12 protein-coding genes are annotated in these 16,533 nt (G+C 45.8%); 5 read left to right on the forward strand and 7 right to left on the reverse strand.

The features are described 5' to 3' along the window. The first annotated feature begins 1 nt into the window (after position 1). A complete protein-coding gene (dld, locus tag ACFO4O_RS14125; RefSeq protein ID WP_382409661.1) occupies positions 2-1,717 on the forward strand; it encodes a D-lactate dehydrogenase in 1,716 nt (571 codons plus the stop codon). A 38-nt stretch (positions 1,718-1,755) separates the two neighbouring features. Here the strand turns inward: dld and ACFO4O_RS14130 are convergent, their stop codons facing one another. Beyond that, positions 1,756-2,175, reverse strand: a complete 420-nt coding sequence (locus ACFO4O_RS14130; RefSeq protein ID WP_382409663.1) for a CBS domain-containing protein — start codon at positions 2,173-2,175, stop codon at positions 1,756-1,758. A gap of 230 nt (positions 2,176-2,405) precedes the next feature. Continuing rightward, on the reverse strand, positions 2,406-6,002 hold the full coding sequence (locus ACFO4O_RS14135; RefSeq protein ID WP_382409665.1) for an ExeM/NucH family extracellular endonuclease: 3,597 nt from the start codon (positions 6,000-6,002) through the stop codon (positions 2,406-2,408). 245 nt (positions 6,003-6,247) lie between these two features. Between ACFO4O_RS14135 and ACFO4O_RS14140 the strand changes: the two genes are divergently transcribed. After that, complete coding sequence (locus tag ACFO4O_RS14140) at positions 6,248-8,251, forward strand: diguanylate cyclase (protein ID WP_382409667.1); 2,004 nt, start codon at positions 6,248-6,250, stop codon at positions 8,249-8,251. A gap of 30 nt (positions 8,252-8,281) precedes the next feature. Here the strand turns inward: ACFO4O_RS14140 and ACFO4O_RS14145 are convergent, their stop codons facing one another. The 4 genes from ACFO4O_RS14145 to ACFO4O_RS14160 all read right to left on the reverse strand — a co-directional run bounded on the left by ACFO4O_RS14145 (position 8,282) and on the right by ACFO4O_RS14160 (position 11,903). Next, positions 8,282-9,289: a TolB-like translocation protein gene (locus ACFO4O_RS14145; RefSeq protein ID WP_382409669.1), complete on the reverse strand. Its 1,008-nt coding sequence runs from the start codon at positions 9,287-9,289 to the stop codon at positions 8,282-8,284. A gap of 59 nt (positions 9,290-9,348) precedes the next feature. Beyond that, positions 9,349-10,065, reverse strand: a complete 717-nt coding sequence (locus ACFO4O_RS14150; RefSeq protein ID WP_382409671.1) for an SIMPL domain-containing protein — start codon at positions 10,063-10,065, stop codon at positions 9,349-9,351. A gap of 94 nt (positions 10,066-10,159) precedes the next feature. Beyond that, positions 10,160-10,732, reverse strand: coding sequence for a hypothetical protein (locus ACFO4O_RS14155; protein ID WP_382409673.1), 573 nt, complete (start codon positions 10,730-10,732; stop codon positions 10,160-10,162). A 223-nt stretch (positions 10,733-10,955) separates the two neighbouring features. Next, positions 10,956-11,903: a hypothetical protein gene (locus ACFO4O_RS14160; RefSeq protein ID WP_382409674.1), complete on the reverse strand. Its 948-nt coding sequence runs from the start codon at positions 11,901-11,903 to the stop codon at positions 10,956-10,958. Between the two features lie 222 nt (positions 11,904-12,125). Between ACFO4O_RS14160 and ACFO4O_RS14165 the strand changes: the two genes are divergently transcribed. The 3 genes from ACFO4O_RS14165 (at position 12,126) to ACFO4O_RS14175 (ending at position 14,690) form a co-directional block, all read left to right on the forward strand. Then, complete coding sequence (locus ACFO4O_RS14165; protein ID WP_382409676.1) at positions 12,126-12,710, forward strand: uracil-DNA glycosylase family protein; 585 nt, start codon at positions 12,126-12,128, stop codon at positions 12,708-12,710. A gap of 59 nt (positions 12,711-12,769) precedes the next feature. Continuing rightward, the gene (locus ACFO4O_RS14170; RefSeq protein WP_382409678.1) at positions 12,770-13,480 is read left to right on the forward strand and encodes a 2OG-Fe(II) oxygenase; all 711 of its coding nucleotides are present in this window, start codon (positions 12,770-12,772) and stop codon (positions 13,478-13,480) included. A gap of 85 nt (positions 13,481-13,565) precedes the next feature. Beyond that, positions 13,566-14,690 (forward strand): DNA alkylation repair protein, encoded by a 1,125-nt coding sequence (locus ACFO4O_RS14175; RefSeq protein WP_382409680.1) that lies wholly within the window; start codon positions 13,566-13,568, stop codon positions 14,688-14,690. Positions 14,691-14,699: 9 nt separating this feature from the next. Here ACFO4O_RS14175 and ggt read toward each other — a convergent pair whose 3' ends face one another. Then, positions 14,700-16,400, reverse strand: coding sequence for a gamma-glutamyltransferase (gene ggt, locus ACFO4O_RS14180; protein ID WP_382409682.1), 1,701 nt, complete (start codon positions 16,398-16,400; stop codon positions 14,700-14,702). Between the last annotated feature and the right edge of the window lie 133 nt (positions 16,401-16,533).

Raw genomic sequence — 16,533 nt, forward strand, 5'->3', positions numbered from 1 at the left:
AATGAAGCACAGGCATATTGTTCTCGCATTAGAAAGCGCCTTAGGGCGAGCAAACGTTGCAAGTAATCAGCGCAAAACTGAACACTACCGAAGCGGTTGGCGCTCAGGAGGTGGTGATGCTCTTTGTGTATTGTTTCCTCAAAACTTATTGCAATACTGGTCGGCCCTAAAAATTTGTGTTGAACATGGCTGCATCATTATTATGCAGGCGGCCAATACCGGTTTAACCGAGGGATCAACCCCTAGCGGAAGCGAATACGATCGCCCTGTTGTGGTAATAAATACCTTGGCAATGGACGACTTAGTTCTGCTGGGTAACGGTGAGCAAGTATTGAGTTTTCCTGGTACCACGCTGCACAAACTCGAAAAAACCCTAAAACCCATTAAGCGCGCGCCGCATTCCGTTATTGGTTCATCCTGCTTAGGGGCTTCTGTTGTTGGGGGTGTGGCAAACAATTCGGGCGGGGCATTGGTAAAACGCGGGCCTGCTTACACTGAACTTGCGCTTTTTGCTCGGGTAAACCAGAGCGGAAAACTTGAACTGATCAATCATTTGGGTATAGAGCTTGGCACTACACCAGAGCAAATACTGCAAAACCTCGAAAACGGGAAATTCTCAAAAGCCCTAGAGATAGCCGGTGATCTATCGCGTAAACAAGCTAGCGCATCAGACTATATTAGCAAAGTAAAAGACGTAGATGCCGATACCCCAAGCCGCTTCAATGCAGACCCCTCTAAACTTTACGAAGCAAGTGGCTGTGCCGGCAAATTGGCCGTGTTTGCGCTGCGTCTAGATACCTTCGCCGTACCGTCAAAAGAGCAGGCTTTTTATATTGGCACGAATGACCCGGTGGTGCTTAACCGCATTCGCCGCACCATGTTAACAGACTTCACCTGTGTACCCGAGGTAGGTGAATATATGCATCGCGATATTTATAGCGTGTCTGAAGCTTACGGCAAAGACACTTTTTTAAGTGTGAAACATTTCGGCACGGACGCTATGCCGCGCTTATTTGCAGTAAAGGGCCGAATTGATGCAGTGCTCAATAAACTGTCGTTTTTGCCTAAGTATTTAACCGACCGCGTAATGCAGGGCATTGCAAAGTGTTTTCCTAAGCATCTACCACATCGAATGGACGATTTTCATCAGCGCTTCGAGCATCATCTCATTCTTAAAATGAGCGACGGAGGAATTGATGAGGCGCGTGCGTTTTTGCCCGAGTTTTTTGCACAAGCTAATAACGAAGGCAGCTTTTTTGAATGTAATGAACAAGAGGCGTCGGCTGCGTTTTTGCATCGCTTTGCGGCGGCAGGAGCGGCCATGCGGTATCACACGCTGCATGGCAAGAAGTTGGGCGATATTTTAGCCTTAGATATTGCCCTTAAACGCAACGAAGAAAATTGGGTAGAGCATCTTTCGCCAAACATTGCGTCGCAAATAGAAAAGAGCCTGTATTACGGTCACTTTTTCTGTCATGTATTTCATCAAGATTACATATTGAAAAAGGGCGCGGATGCTCGAGCCGTGAAAAAAGCGATGCTAGAAGTGCTTGACCAGCGCGGTGCGAAATACCCTGCAGAACATAACGTGGGGCATTTGTATGAAGCCGAAGCACCGCTGCAAGCCTTTTATCGTGCGTTAGACCCAACCAATACCTTTAATCCCGGTGTAGGGAAAATGAGCAAACATAAGCGCAACTGCGCCTGCTGTTTGTAAATATCGAGAGACCAAAACCGTACACCGTTTTCACTTATTTATACCGGTTTTTTATAGCCGTCGCGCAGATGCATATCAATGGCGTTAAGCACCTCCGAGCGGCTTATTGAGCCAAGGAGTTCGCCGTTGTCGTCTACCACCGGATATACTTTGGGTTTTTCTTTAAGCATGGTTTGCGCAAGCTCTAAAATTGAGTCGTAGCCTTTTACCGACAGCGCAGGGCTTTGCATGAGGTCTTTGACTAGGCTTACCTGCTCTCGGTAGTAACTCGAGGTGATCATGCGGCTTAAGCAATCTTGTTCTGATAAAAAGCCTACAAGCTGATTGTTTTTATCTACTACCCCTGCGCCAGTTTGCTTACCGAGCAGTAGGGCTTCCACTGCTTCCGCCACAGGCATATCAACGGTCAACTTCACCGTTCGGCGCTTCATATGATCAATAACTTTAAGCGACTGCATGGTATCTCCAATTTAAAAAAAACCACTACATTCAGAGTAGGTTAGCTTGCTAAAAAGCGCAATGTACTTGCTTACATAACATACATACTTTTTAAAAAAGTCTTATAAAAAAGGCCCACCGTGAACAACGGTGAGCCTTGACTCGTTTTGCTAGTGTTTTTATTTGTGGCCTCAGATGTTAATTACCATCTGAGGCTACACAACAAAGCGACTAACTTTCTATGCTATTTTTAGTTTCTATAGGTGAAGAACCATGTTTTTAAGTCGCGAAAGTTAATCGTTCCGTCTTGGTTAAGATCGGCAGCCGGATTAAAGTTCGCATCACCGCTATTGGCACCAAGTATACGATAAATCGCAGCGTAGTCGCTTGGATTTACTTCACCGTCGCCGTTTACGTCGCCGGGAACAGCAGGCGGAGTAGGTGGAGTAGGTGCCTCAAAACTAAAGCCTACAAGCACCGGGTCATGGTCAGACGAACGATATACCGAGTCGTCTCTGAAGCTTTCAGGCTTGTCAACGTTTCGAGAAATCTCATCGTTATAATCAAGCGCGATAGGTTCATCAGCATTAATATGCCACTCAAGCACGTCTTTAACTAAGGGCCGAGCCTTGCTGTTAGCTAGGGCATAATCTAATGAGCCAAATTCGCCCCTAAAAGTGTAGCTGTAGGCGGTAGGTCCATCGAAATCTCTTGCTAAGTCTACAAAGCCTGCGCCTTGTAATTCAGCAATAGGGTCTTCTTTTGCGTAGCTGTTTAAATCACCTACGATAAATACAGGCTCATCGGCAAATATCGACGCAAGCCAAATATGAACGGCTTTAGCGGCGCGTGTTCTAGTGCCGTTACAGTTACCTTGGTCGGCGCTATCATCACCGGCTCCGCAGCCACTGCCTTTTGATTTTAAGTGATTGACGTTAACCACAAAGGTATCATCGCTGCCAACAGGACTAAACTGTTGTGCAAACGAAGGACGGTTGCGTCGAGTGTTAAACAGCGGACCGTTTTCGTCGGCCACTGAATTACTCTCATCAAGCACGCGCAATGCACCAACCGGCGTAACCTCAGCGCTTTGATATACTAGGCCAACCGTGATCTGGTCGGTTCCTTGCGGCTCACCGGCATCTATAAACGAATAAACCCCTTCGCCAGCGCGCTCATTTAAGGCGTCTACTAGCTGCGCAATTGAGCTATTCGGGCCAAAGCCGTCATTCTCAATTTCCATCAGGCCCACCACGCTCGCGTCGAGTGCAACAATTGCATTGGCAATTTTAGCTAGTTGTAACTCATATTCTGCTACGTCGTCAGCACCGCGAGATGTAGGGAAGTCGCCGCCTTGCCCATCGCCGTTAAACAAGTTTAACACGTTAAAGCTAGCTACTTTTAAATCACCCTCTACACTAGGCGCATCAGGACGTAACGATGCCTGCACCACAGGAGCCGTTTTTGGCTGTATGCGATAGGCATTAAATCCATAGTCCATTACGCCGTCAATACCGCTCACTTTACTGCCGGTTCTCAGCGTATTTTGCGCTGAAAATTCGCCATTGAGGTCTAGATTTTCAGGCGCGCCGTTAAGGGCATCATCAAGCAATACTCTATTACGGGCGTTGCTTGCGGCTAAATCGATGGCCGCTTGCGAACCTGGGGTATGTAAATGCGTTGGATTAAACAAACGTTCTGAGGCTACTTCAACCTCACCAAATCGGGCGTAAGTGAAGTTGCTAATGATTGTTAGCGCTTGGCTTGACCGAATCGCCATGCCCTCTAATGCTTCAAAGCTTTCGCCCTCTGCTAGCGGAAGTGTGAGCTCGGTGACGGCATACTCGCCCGTGCCGCAGCTCGCTGACACTTCGTTGGCAGTAATTTGAGTTTTGTTAAAGAACTCATTTACTGTGCCCAGCACACGAACTAACTCTCCTTCATTAACAGTAATCTCGCTGCCGCCGGTAAATACAAATATACCCTCTGAACTCATTGGGTTGTTGTCAGACTGAGCGCTTTCTTCTTGAATGAAAAAGCCTTCTAAGCCTGGAGCAACCATCGTAACCGACGCTTCCACAACAAGTTCGGTACCGGTCATTAAACTGGCGTCGCCCGTGCCTTGAATCGCGCTTATTAGCACAGCATCGTCGCCGCATTGACCTAAGGCGACAGGCTCACCGCCGTCGCCGCCATCATCACCGTTATCACCAAAACGCCCTAAGTCAGCGAATGAGTCACGGGGTAAACCGCTCCATTCAACACTCGGGTCAAACGCGTCGTCAGGGTTGGTGTCGCCAATGCGAATATTTGTGTTACGAAGCAGTGTATTGTCAGCCGTGCTAGCGTCGCCTTGACCCCATTGTGAGCCTGGGTCTTCGCCTATGGTCCCAATAACATCGAGTATTTCGCCGGCCGGACCGCGCAGCACCACAGCATCGTCGCCGTTAAAAGATAGCGAACCTGTGAGCTGGTCGCTTACGTCAATAACTTCTTGAGTCGCTCTGTCGTTCACTAGTACAAATACGTCGCCGTTAGCAACAGTACCTTCAAGGCCAATTGTACGACCTGCGCTAGCGCTACCGTTGAAGTAAATTTCAACGCTGTAGTTGCCGGTGAGAGTTTGTTGAGTACCGGTCAAGTTTACGATTTCTAAGGCTTTATTGTTGCTACTGCCTTCAATGTATTCTGAAAAGAACAACGAACCTGCGGCAAACTCAAAGCTGCCTACAGGAATAGTACCGTCGTTGCTGCTGGCCCCGTCTAGCGCATTTGCGCCAGCAAAGACCCAATCAGTGGCTACAAAAGTAGGTGAAGCAAGCGTTTCTGACACGCGATATGCATAGCTGTCGAGGTATTCCCAAATTTCGCCGTTGCCGTCAACGTCAATATCACCAAAGAGGTCAATGACCTCGCCGTTACAATAGAGCTCTATTGCATCGTCGCCGTTTATTGACATTGCGCCGGTCACAAAATTAGGGGCAAAACCAAAGAACTCGGTAAAGCCATTGCTTTCGGAGCTTACATATATAAAGTCGCCTGCAGAGGCGCTTACACCGCTATCAAAGGTGAATTCTTGACCATCGCTGCCGCCGCCATTATTGGCGCTGCCTAATCCACATACCGACAAATCAGCAATGTCTTCGGTGACATAAAGCTCTACGCCTTTGGGCACGCCGCCACTTAATGGACCGTCAAATACAGCGGTCAACATAAGGGGAGCGCCAGATGTAGCGCCGCTGTCACCACCATCGCCTCCATCGCCGCCGCCACCGTCATCACCGCCATCGCAGCAACCTTTGTGGGTGCCGAGGTTTGAAATATCGTCTTGGGGCAATGCGCTCCATTCTACAGAGGGGTCAAATTCATTTGAGCTATCGCTATCGCCGAGGCTGATTGCATCTATGCGAAGTAAAGTTGTGTTTTGTGTTGACACATCACCGCTTTGCCAACTAGAGCCTGGGTCTACGCCAACTTGGCCAATTGAATCTATGACCGTGTCGCCGTCTTTAAGCTCAATGGCGTCATCACCATTAAAAAATCCTGAACCGTTAGTTAGGTTGGCCTTTGCCAAGATATCTGCGTTGGCATCGTTATCAGCCACCACATATACAGAGTTTGCTTCTAGCGTGCCCGCTAAATTAATCACGGTACTGGCAGATTCATTCCCATTAAAGAAGAAGTTGAGAGAGTAGGTCGAAAGGTCAACCGAATTTGCGCTTCCGTTATAAATTTCTATCGCCTTGTTGTTTGAAGAGCCTTCAATATACTCCGAAATATACACGTCGGCCTGCGCAGCAGTTGCAAAGCATCCTGCTACCAACAATGAGAGTGCTTTCATTTGCATGGTATTGTCCCTGATAAGGTTATTATAGTTTTAGTCAAGCTGTACATTAGACTAGTTATTATAAGAGCAGATAGCTACAAAAATATGACAATTTTTGCGTTAAATTTGTGTATTAAATGGACAGCAAGCTATTGGCAAGATTGAACTTAAGTCGTCCTGCGTATAAGCTCTAAGGAAGTCATTAAATCGTCAATAAGGTTGTTATTCTGCTCGTCGAACGCATCTATTCGTTTGTACTAAGCCTTATGACCGCACCATCTACGGCGGCCACGGCTGTATCGTGCACACTCAAGGCACTTGCTTTAAGAGCATCGGCGTCTTTTTTGCCTCTAATCGCGCTGATGGTGCTTGCCACTACTGGCGCCGCTATTGCACAAACGCAAACACATGTTGATGAACAATCCCCTGCCAATGCGCTTACGCAAAACTTTCAAAGCGAAGAGGCAGTTATAAACGGTTTGGCCAGATTAACCGAAAACGGCGAACTACCGCCCGAGCAGATAGTTAAGCGCCTCACTGCACTTCAAGCTCTTAGTGAGCAAAACAGCTGGCAGCAAGCCTATCTAGAAGTGACCCTAGAAAAAGCAAATTTCTTGTTTAATATCGATGCCAAGACTGAGGCCAAAAACACCTTAGAGAGTCTGCTCACAAAAGTAGATATTGAGTCGGTTAATAACAGTGTACTGGTTCAAGCGAAAATTCAGATGCTCGAACTGTCTATCTCAGATGCCCTCGGCGAGGTTATGCAAAACGAGAATAAGCGTGAGGCCTTGCTGAATCTTGCCCCTTTAATAGAAGACAATGGTGTTTTGGGCGATATGTATTTAGCTCTGGCTCACAGTCATTTTGATGCCGAAAATTTTATTGATGCCATTGAGCTACTCAAATTAGCGTACGACAAATTTGAAATTATCGAGAATAATTTGGGTTTAGGCTCAGTGTTGTCTACCTTAGGCAATATCAATATTGCACTTGGCAATACAGAAGAAGGCTTAAAATCGTTTGAGCAAGCCATTGGTTTTGCCCGGCGCGCCAACAACACCTATACCGAATCCATCATCCAATACAACATTGCAACGGCGTACTATGACCTTGAAGACTATCAGGCCGCCGAGCAAAGTATTGAGCAAACTTTAGTAATGAATAAAGCGCTTAATGATGAGATAGGCGTGGCGTGGTCAGAATCTTTAAGAGCACGTATATTTTTGAGACAAGGTCGCTGGCAAGCGTCGGCTGATGTAACAGAGAAGATTGTGCCGATATTCTATGACGCTGGCTTGCATCTCATGCATGTTCAATCATTAATAGACTTAACACATGCCTATATTGAGCTCGGTAAACTAGAGCAAGCACAAACAACGCTAGACCAAGCAAACGAGTATCGTATTAAGCTAAATCTCAATAACATTAATCAGCGATATAAACGCCAGCAGTCTAAACTAGCTTTCGCGAAAGAAAATTACCAAGAGGCCTATACCTTGCTTGAGGAGGTGATAGACATTCAAGCAGACGAGTTTCGAAAAGCGGAAGTTGAGCAAATTCAACGCTATAAAATTGAATTCGACTCAGACCTCAAAGACCGTCAGAATGAGGCGCTGCAAAGAGAAAATGCACTCAATGTTGAGCTAATTTCTCAGCAAAAACAGCTAGAGCAGGTTTGGCTAGCTCTGAGTATTGCAAGCCTGCTGTTGTTTGCAATATTAGCGTATATTTTGTTTAAACAAATTCAAAAGCGTAATCGCTACAAAGAGCTTGCGCATATCGATTTACTCACTAAAGCCCCTAATCGCCGCTCCATTTTGTATATGGCCAAACAAAAATTTGAAACTGCCGACAAAAACGGTTTTTGCATTGCTTTGCTCGACATCGATAATTTTAAACAGATTAACGATACTTATGGCCACGAAGTGGGTGATGAGGTACTCATTGCTTTTGCCAAAGCCTGTGAGCAAGCTATTCGTCATCATGATAAGTTTGGGCGCTACGGCGGAGAAGAGTGGTTGCTTGCATTTGATGCCGCTAGAGCAGAAAGCATGCAGGATGTATTTGAGCGAATAAGGGCTAAGTTACAATTGCTTATACCTAGCTGTGTGCCAGATTCACTTGAAATTACCTTCAGTATGGGGGTAGCAAACTACAGTGCCGACACTGATAAAAACTTAAACCAGATGATTGTGAGAGCCGATAATCTGCTTTATCAGGCTAAGCACCAAGGTAAAGATCAATTAGTCATTGATTTGCAGCAGTAAAACCGCAGATGAACGTTGGCTCTGTCGCCGTTAAGGGGCTACTCGCGGGCAGACCAATACGATCTTGTCACCAAAATGAGAAATAGCGGTGCGCGAAACACCCGATTTACAGGCGACTTCTGGCACGTCGATTTTGCGCCAACTGCTCTGCACCTGCAGTTTACCGCCTTTTTGAAAGAGTTTTTGATGAAACAAAGACTCACCGTTGCTAGTAATGATATCGCCCGTAGCGCTCACTGAAAAGTAGCTCGCTGCATCCGGTAAATTGCCCACTACCATCGTTTTGTTTGTCTTAGCATTATAGGCTTTAAGTACATTAGCATCTTGAGTGTGTGAATATAAAAACCAAACCGAGCGGTTAAATTGGTATAAGCTGGCGCCAATATTCGTGTCGATAACTACGCCTTTTTCTTTGCCTAAGCGCGTGTCAACGCGCTGCAGCGTATTGGGCTCACCTAATACAAATAGCAGCAACTCATGTTCGTTAATCCATACCTGATACCCAACAGGTTCGATGGCTGGCACAAGGTGCTCTACCGCGCCCCCGCTGGCATCTAATCGCCACAGTTCTTGCTTACCTTGTGCATTCACTCGAATAACCGACATTCCTTTACCCTTTGGCAATGGTGTAGGCGAATATTCACTCTCAGGTGATTGGGTAAAGTTGTGCGTATCTAGTTTTGGCAAATTCAGCTTAAATATGTCGGTCTGCTGCACACCGTCGTTTGTGAGCATTTCAGTAAAGTAGAGTGCATTGCTGCTAAAAAAATAAGGTTGATTGGTATAGGCGGGTGTATCGGTAATCTTTTTCAAGTTAGAAATTGGTTTTGCATGCCAGAAATTCACGTCACCTAAATATAAATCTGACTGTTGTTGAGCATGCGAAAGCGCTGGCAAAAGCATACCGAATAGCAAAATAAAGATGTACGCAAGAGATGTAAGTTGGCGGTTTGGCGTCACTACCACTGGTACAAGGTGCGTGGCAGAGGCCTGAGAGCCATTATACATAGACTGGTTTAACACAAATTTACATTTCATATCTACTCTCTAGCGTGTTCGCTCATTGATATCATTGCAGTTTGATTAAGACCCTAATCTTAATCAGTCAGATAATATTTAACGGTGGAGACAACTCGCACTTTTTTAATATGTGGGTTGTTTTTGTCTCGCTCGCTTATGCTAAATTGCCCCTGAGTCGCCGTCATTATTTTGCCCAGCTGACTGTTTGAATCTGCTGCAAACTTTTCTGCAACCATGCGCGCCTCTTTGGTAGCCTCTTCAATCATCGAGGGTTTAGCGTCATTTAGTTTAGTAAAAAGGTACTCGGTTTGTGCGGCGTAATCATCACCGGTCAATACAATCCCTTGTTTACCGATGTCTGCAATTTTGGCCATCGCCGCGCGCACAGTGGCAATATCATTTGAATAAACCGTTACGTTTTGACTTGCCGTATAGCGAAACTTTGCAGCGTCGTCATAACTATATTGCTGGGCTGAGCGGTCTATAATTGCAGGCATCGAGAAGGTTATTTCACTGCTCTGAATATTGTTTGATGTAAGAAAATTGCTGATTTGCAGATTAGTTTGTTCAATTTCTTCATAGAGTTCATTGACTGCGTTTGACGCCACTGCATACTGAATGGGCCAGATAACGACGTCTGCTTCAAATTCACGCTCCGACAAGCCCTTTACGCTTACCGTACGATCGAGCTTTTTGTAGTCTATTGCTGCATTGCCTAACACCACGCCCATGCCAATTAAACCGACGCATAGAAGTATGCCAAGAATGAGAGCCTGACTTTTACCATTGTTCATTTTGTCACCTCTGTAAATAGATGTGTTGATGAAATAAAAAAAGGAGCCGTTTAAGACTCCTCACATTATTTGATAAGTGCCCGCTATCTAAGCCTTAGTCGCAAAATACACTGACTTTTTTAATAGCTAAATCCATAGCCTCTTCTGTTTTTGCTTGCAGTACGAGCTCTTTGGCATTGTGGCACTGAGCAGCGTCGAAGCTGGCAGATGATTGTACGTATGCGTCTTGCATTACAGGGTGGTTATTGTGTTGACAGTGCACCGCCGGTACCCGTCTAACGTTAGTTGTACGGCCTTGTTCGAACGATACGCAGTCGCCCACGCGAATGCCTGACTGCTCCGTCGTTACCTTAACCTCAGAGCCGTTTACCAAAGAAATTTGATAGGTGTAAGCGTCTCTGCTGCCGTCTAAAATAGCCGATAAGATACCGCCTGCTAGGGCGCCCTCAAGAGCATGTTTGCCTCTGTGATGTTTGCCGCTAGTTGCCGCGCCCACAATACCACCCATAACGGCACCACCCGGGGCACTCGAATCAATCTTGCCTCTTTCGACTCCAATGACTTCGCCATAGTTAATCGATATGGTTGAATTTAATTGGTTGCGGTCTACTGCTTGTGCGCTGAATGCGAGGCACAATGCGCTCAACAAAATAGCCTTAGTTTTCATGAGGGTCCCTTTAGTATCTAATTAAGTGGTTTAGCCTGTCATATATAATGTGGTTCGTGCTTCTAGCGCTACTTTGAGCGTTCTACAATTAAGCATGAGTCGTCTTTTATACTTAATGACTTTGGAAAATGGGTCAAGTATTTAGTGAAAATTAGCCTGCGTTTCATTGAGCATCACCGGATACTTGTGATGTTATTTCAGACTAGGGAGAAGAGGACTTACTCTAATGAGCACTGCTACTTTGTGAGTTTTGAGAACTCTGACCTTGAGAATCAATACCTGTAGTTCCATCAGTATTGGTATTTTTATCTTGGGTGCGTTCACCATGCAGGCCTTCTAAGCCATATTGCATGATGGCGTTTAAGGCTTTTTCAGATATGTCGGTATTTTCTAGGTAAATGTTACGTCGCGATTCTAGTTGGTGTTTTTCAATGGTTTTTTGATGATGCTGGTCAAAAATGCGAAAAAAACTACCATTTTCTATGGCTCTCGCAAGCCCATACTTTAAACGCTCTTGTAAGTCGATATTGCTGTTGTTAACAAACATAAACTCTGCCGAAGGGTATATTAGTGCCAGGTGGCTTTCTACTTTTAGCGGAAGATGTCGGCGTTGGTCAATTTCGAGTCCTATTTCAGGAAGGCTACGCGCAAAGCAGTCGAATCTATTGCCTATTAGCATGTTAAATAAACTTTCATACACCGGGCTTGAAACCGTTTGTAGACCTTCTCTTACAAATACCGTTTTATCAGGCCAGTGAGAACCAAATCCAAAAATTATGTTTTGTTTGCGCAGATCATCAACAGATTGAATGTTCGAAAATGGGGGTGTTTTGGCGTGCACCAAGCACAGCCTGATGCCTAGCAAACCTCTATCTATGGGCACAAAAAGAGGGGTCGCTCGTGCTTCTCTATCGGTATTGATTGCGCCTATAAAAATATCTATTTCGGCGCCGTTGGCGGTATTGGCAAATGCACGACCTTGCTCGGTTTTTACTGACGATATCAATTCGACCTTGCCGAACTTATCTTCTGAAAGTGCTAATATGTTGCTTACGGCTGCGTGCATGTAGGCGGCGTCGTAATTTCGCTTCCATAAAACAACGCGCTGAGACTGCGATAAGGCATTACCGACAAAACTGCTCATCAGTAACGTGAATACAAAAATCCGCATGTTTTGTGCCTCCCTCAGAAAGGATGCCAAGCGTCCATGTTGGCACCAAAAATATACTCAGGCGAATAAAAGTATATGAACAATGCAAACAACGGTAGGAAATAATAAAAACACCGTTAAAAATTAGACTAAAAGATAATAATGGTAATTGCTAGACTTTCATTTTAATAAGCGCTGAGGTATTGATATCACAACATTTTTATTTTGTCCGACGAGAACGTATTGGCAACAGATACTGAACAACATGAAAAGTTAGTGCGAAACGCGCGTGCGTGCGATGAGTGTCGTGATGTGTTACCGCACGCGCCGCGTCCTATTTTTATTTGGCCTCATCGCCCAAAAATTATTCTAATTAGTCAGGCTCCGGGGCGCTTAGCGCATGACTCGCATAAAGCGTGGAATGATGCGTCGGGCGACAGACTTAGAGTGTGGCTTGGGGTAAATCGAGAAATATTTTACACCTTGGGTTTATTTGCCGTTTTACCTATGAGTTTTTGTTTTCCAGGTTATAAAAATGGCGCGGATGCACCGCCTTTAAAAGCGTGTGCGCCAAAGTGGCATCAGTCGTTTTTACGTCAGACGACGCCAGAGCTTATTGTGACTATAGGCCGTTATGCCCAACATGCTTACTTGCCCCAGTATAAAAATTTAACCACTGCGGTTAACGATTATCAAACCTTGCTACCCACGCATATCTGTTTACCTCACCCGTCTGGACGAAATAATCGGTGGCTAGCTAAACACAATTGGTTTGAGCAAGACTTGGTGCCATGTTTACAACAACGCGTGGCTGACCTTGTTTGTTGAGCTTTTCAGCACAATCGTATAGTGTTGCGCCTGATTTTCGCTTTATTTTTAGGACATTCATGAGCATCGCATTAAATCCTCTTCATTCTTTAGGCGATTACGCCGAGCAATACGCTGCAGATAAGCGCCTGCGTCTATTCGATATTTTTATGCCGCAGACGGCTGGTGATATTGCTATGCATATTCATCAGGACCTAAGCTATAAAAACGCTTATGTGGAAGATGGTGTGTTCAAGGTAATTAGTACCGACGAATTAAAAGCACTCGGCACTCAACGACAGCAGTCTCTTACGCAAAAAATTTACCAACAGGCAGGGCAAGGCATCGGGTTTTTCTATGCCAAATGTCAGCTTCATGATAATCCAGCCGACCATTCACTCTCGCAGCAGGTCTTGCAGTGGCTCAACTCCGAGTCATTGTTAAACGACATTAGAAAAATGACGGGCCACGACGATATAACGGGTGCTAATGGGCAAGCAACGCGTTTTTATCCGGGGCATTTTTTAACGCGACACAATGATGTTAATGAGCATGACAACCGCAAAGTGGCTTATGTGCTTAACTTTACACCCGAGTGGCATCCTGACTGGGGCGGCTTGTTACAGTTTTATCATGACAATGGCAATCCTAAAGATACGTGGGTACCTATATTCAACTCACTGGCTTTGTTTGATGTGACCCATCCTCATGCGGTGAGCTATGTCGCGCCGTTTGCTCGTAAGCCACGAATTGCGATCACGGGATGGTTTACCGGTGACTCGCCAAAATAACGCGGGCAAGGTCACTTATAAAAAGCCACTTATAATAAGCCATTTATAAAAAGCCACAAAAACCAAAACAAGAAGCGAGCAAAACATGCCAGAACCCTTTAAGAATCTATTTTCTCATGAGCTGATTGAGCAAATGGGCGCATGCTTTGCTGCTGGTCATAGAGGCTTTGATGAGCAAAGCTTTGTGAAGCTTGCAGGTCAAAACTTAGATACGCTTGAGCTCAAGCAGCGCAGTGATCAAATCGTTCAGGCCATGCATCAATGTTTACCGCGCGATTTTGCCCAAACCGAGGAAATTCTATTAAATAGCTTGCGGCCAATGGTCAATGACCAAGTGTGCACAGCAAGCAATACTGCCCATTTGCTACATGGCTGGGCCATTATGCCTATGGCAGAATATGTGGGGATGCATGGGCAAGGTGATTTTAACCGGTCGATGACCTTGCTTTATCAAATGACCCAGCGATTTTCAGCTGAGTTTGCAATTCGATATTTTTTAAAAGAACAAGAATCGAAAACCCTTGCTAAGCTACAAAGCTGGCTGTCAGACCCAAGCGAGCATGTACGTCGTTTAGTATCTGAGGGCACGCGTCCTCGCTTGCCGTGGGGCATGCAGTTAAGGTCTTTTGTAAAAAATCCGGAGCCACTGTTGCCTATTCTTGATGCGCTTAAAGACGATTCGGCAGAGTACGTTCGTCGCTCGGTAGCCAATAATTTAAATGATATTGCAAAAGACCACCCGCAGATAGTGATTGATACCGCCAAGCGATGGCTAGAAAATGCAAGCAACGACCGCACACGTTTAGTCAAACACGCATGTAGAACCCTGCTTAAAAAAGGCATGCCGCAAGCGCTATCGTTGTTTGGGTTTAAACAGCCGGAGCAGGTAAGCGTGTCGTTAACGCTGTCAAAGCGCGCCGTTGCAGTAGGTGAAAGCATCGATTTGTTGGTAGAGATTAGCTCTGGTCACGCCAACGCGCAGCAAATTATGCTTGATTATGTAGTTCACCATAAAAAAGCGAACGGGCAATTGCTACCCAAAGTGTTTAAGTGGAAGACACTAACATTGGCCCCTTATGGCACCATTGACATCACTAAGTCACATAGTTTTAAACCTGTGACGACTCGCAAATATTATGCGGGGGAGCATCAAGTTAGCCTCTTGATAAATGGCGTTGCTCACTGCGCTGAAAGCTTTGTACTTAACTAGTTAACCCAACTATTTTACGATGGCTTGTCCCCGCCCGTTTGTTTCTGATGCGGCCTCTAGCCGTCCGTTTCTGTTTACAATCACATGTAAATCCCCAAATCGGCTGGTGCGGGTTGTATACCCCATTGCCCCTAGCGCTTCTATTACCTGAACATCTAGCCCTTCATGGTAGCGAATTTCATCTTTAGGCAGCAGTTGATGATGAAAGCGCGGTGAATCCACAACCTCTTGTATTGGCAGATTAAACTCAATGGCGTTAAGAATACTTAAATAAACCGATGATAAAATTGTGGTGCCGCCGGGAGAGCCGGTTACCATTTTAACTTGATTATCTTTGAGCAATAGAGTGGGCGTCATTGAGCTTAGCATGCGTTTGTTTGGCTGAATTTCATTTGCAACGCCGCCTATCGCGCCAAAATAGTTAGGTACGCCAGCCTTCGCACTGAAGTCGTCCATCTCATCGTTAAGTAAAAAGCCTGCGCCCTCAACTACCATGCCGCTGCCAAATCCTAAATTGATTGTGGTGGTATTCGACACCGCATTACCAAATTTATCCACAATCGAAAAATGCGTAGTTTGTTCGCTTTCAGTTAGACCAGGTTCAATGCTTTGCGTATCTGAAATAGCGTCTAAACGAATATCGTGAGCGCGCATTTGGATATAATCTTGAGCAAGCAGTGCGCTTTGCGGTACGTCAAAAAAGTCAGGGTCGCCTAGATATTCTGCGCGGTCTGCAAACACACGTTTGCCTATTTCAGCGAGGGCATGGATATAAGGTGCGCTGTTATGTTCAAACTCACGCTCATGCATACGTTTCACCTCGTCGAACATGCGCAGCCACTGCGATACGGCAATACCGCCAGATGAGGGAGGTGCCGCACTCACTATTTCATACTCACGCCACGACGAAATAATTGGCGCTCGGAACTTCGCGCGATAATTTAACAAGTCTTGTTTGCTGATCAGGCCGTCATGTTTTTGCATAAAAGCGGCGATGAGCTCGGCAGTTTCGCCCTCATAAAAGCCTGATAAACCTTGGTTTTGAATACGTTCAAGAGTGAGTGCCAATTCGCTCTGCACAAAGCGCTGGTTTGCCCGGACGTTGGCAAAATAGTCGGCAAAATTTACGTCAATGTTACGCGATTCAAGGCGCTTGATATAGCGAGCAACATTATTTGCTAGCTTTTCAGGCACAATAAAACCCTCTTTGGCGAGCGCCACTGCTGGAGCAACTAGTTCTGACCAAGGCAAGGTGCCATATTTCTTATGCGCTTCCCACATGCCCGATACTGTACCCGGTACGCCCGAGGCAAGTGCCCCAAAAAGTGACTCCAAACGTTTAACATCGCCCTGCTCGTCAAGATACATATCGCGGTATGCTGCCATTGGCGCCGTTTCACGATAGTCAATGAATGTATTTTCGTCACCGTAATGAACGACCATAAAGCCGCCGCCACCAATGTTTCCAGCTTCTGGGAGAGTAACGGCCAGACTAAACTGCGCCGCGATAGCGGCATCTACCGCATTGCCGCCCTTATCAAGAATATCCATAGCCACCTTTGCCGAAAAACTATCTGGCATGGCCACCGCCTGTTGATTTAGCGTTGCTGAAGTGTCTTTTTGAGGTGACTTAGCACATGCACTGACCAGCAGCACGCTGGTAAGCAGCACAAGCGTGGCGCGATATGAGGCTTGTTTGAGCAAATGCATATTAATAATCCAGGTGGTCTTAATGATGACTCACTCTAGTGTGCAATAAAGCACTAAGCCTTGCAATCGCATGCCCCTCGCTGGGGTCCTTTTACTCTTTTACGGCACTGTTGGCGCAAACGACTATGACGGA

The sequence above is a fragment of the Glaciecola siphonariae genome (assembly GCF_042652645.1).
Classification (GTDB): Bacteria; Pseudomonadota; Gammaproteobacteria; order Enterobacterales; family Alteromonadaceae; genus Glaciecola; species Glaciecola siphonariae.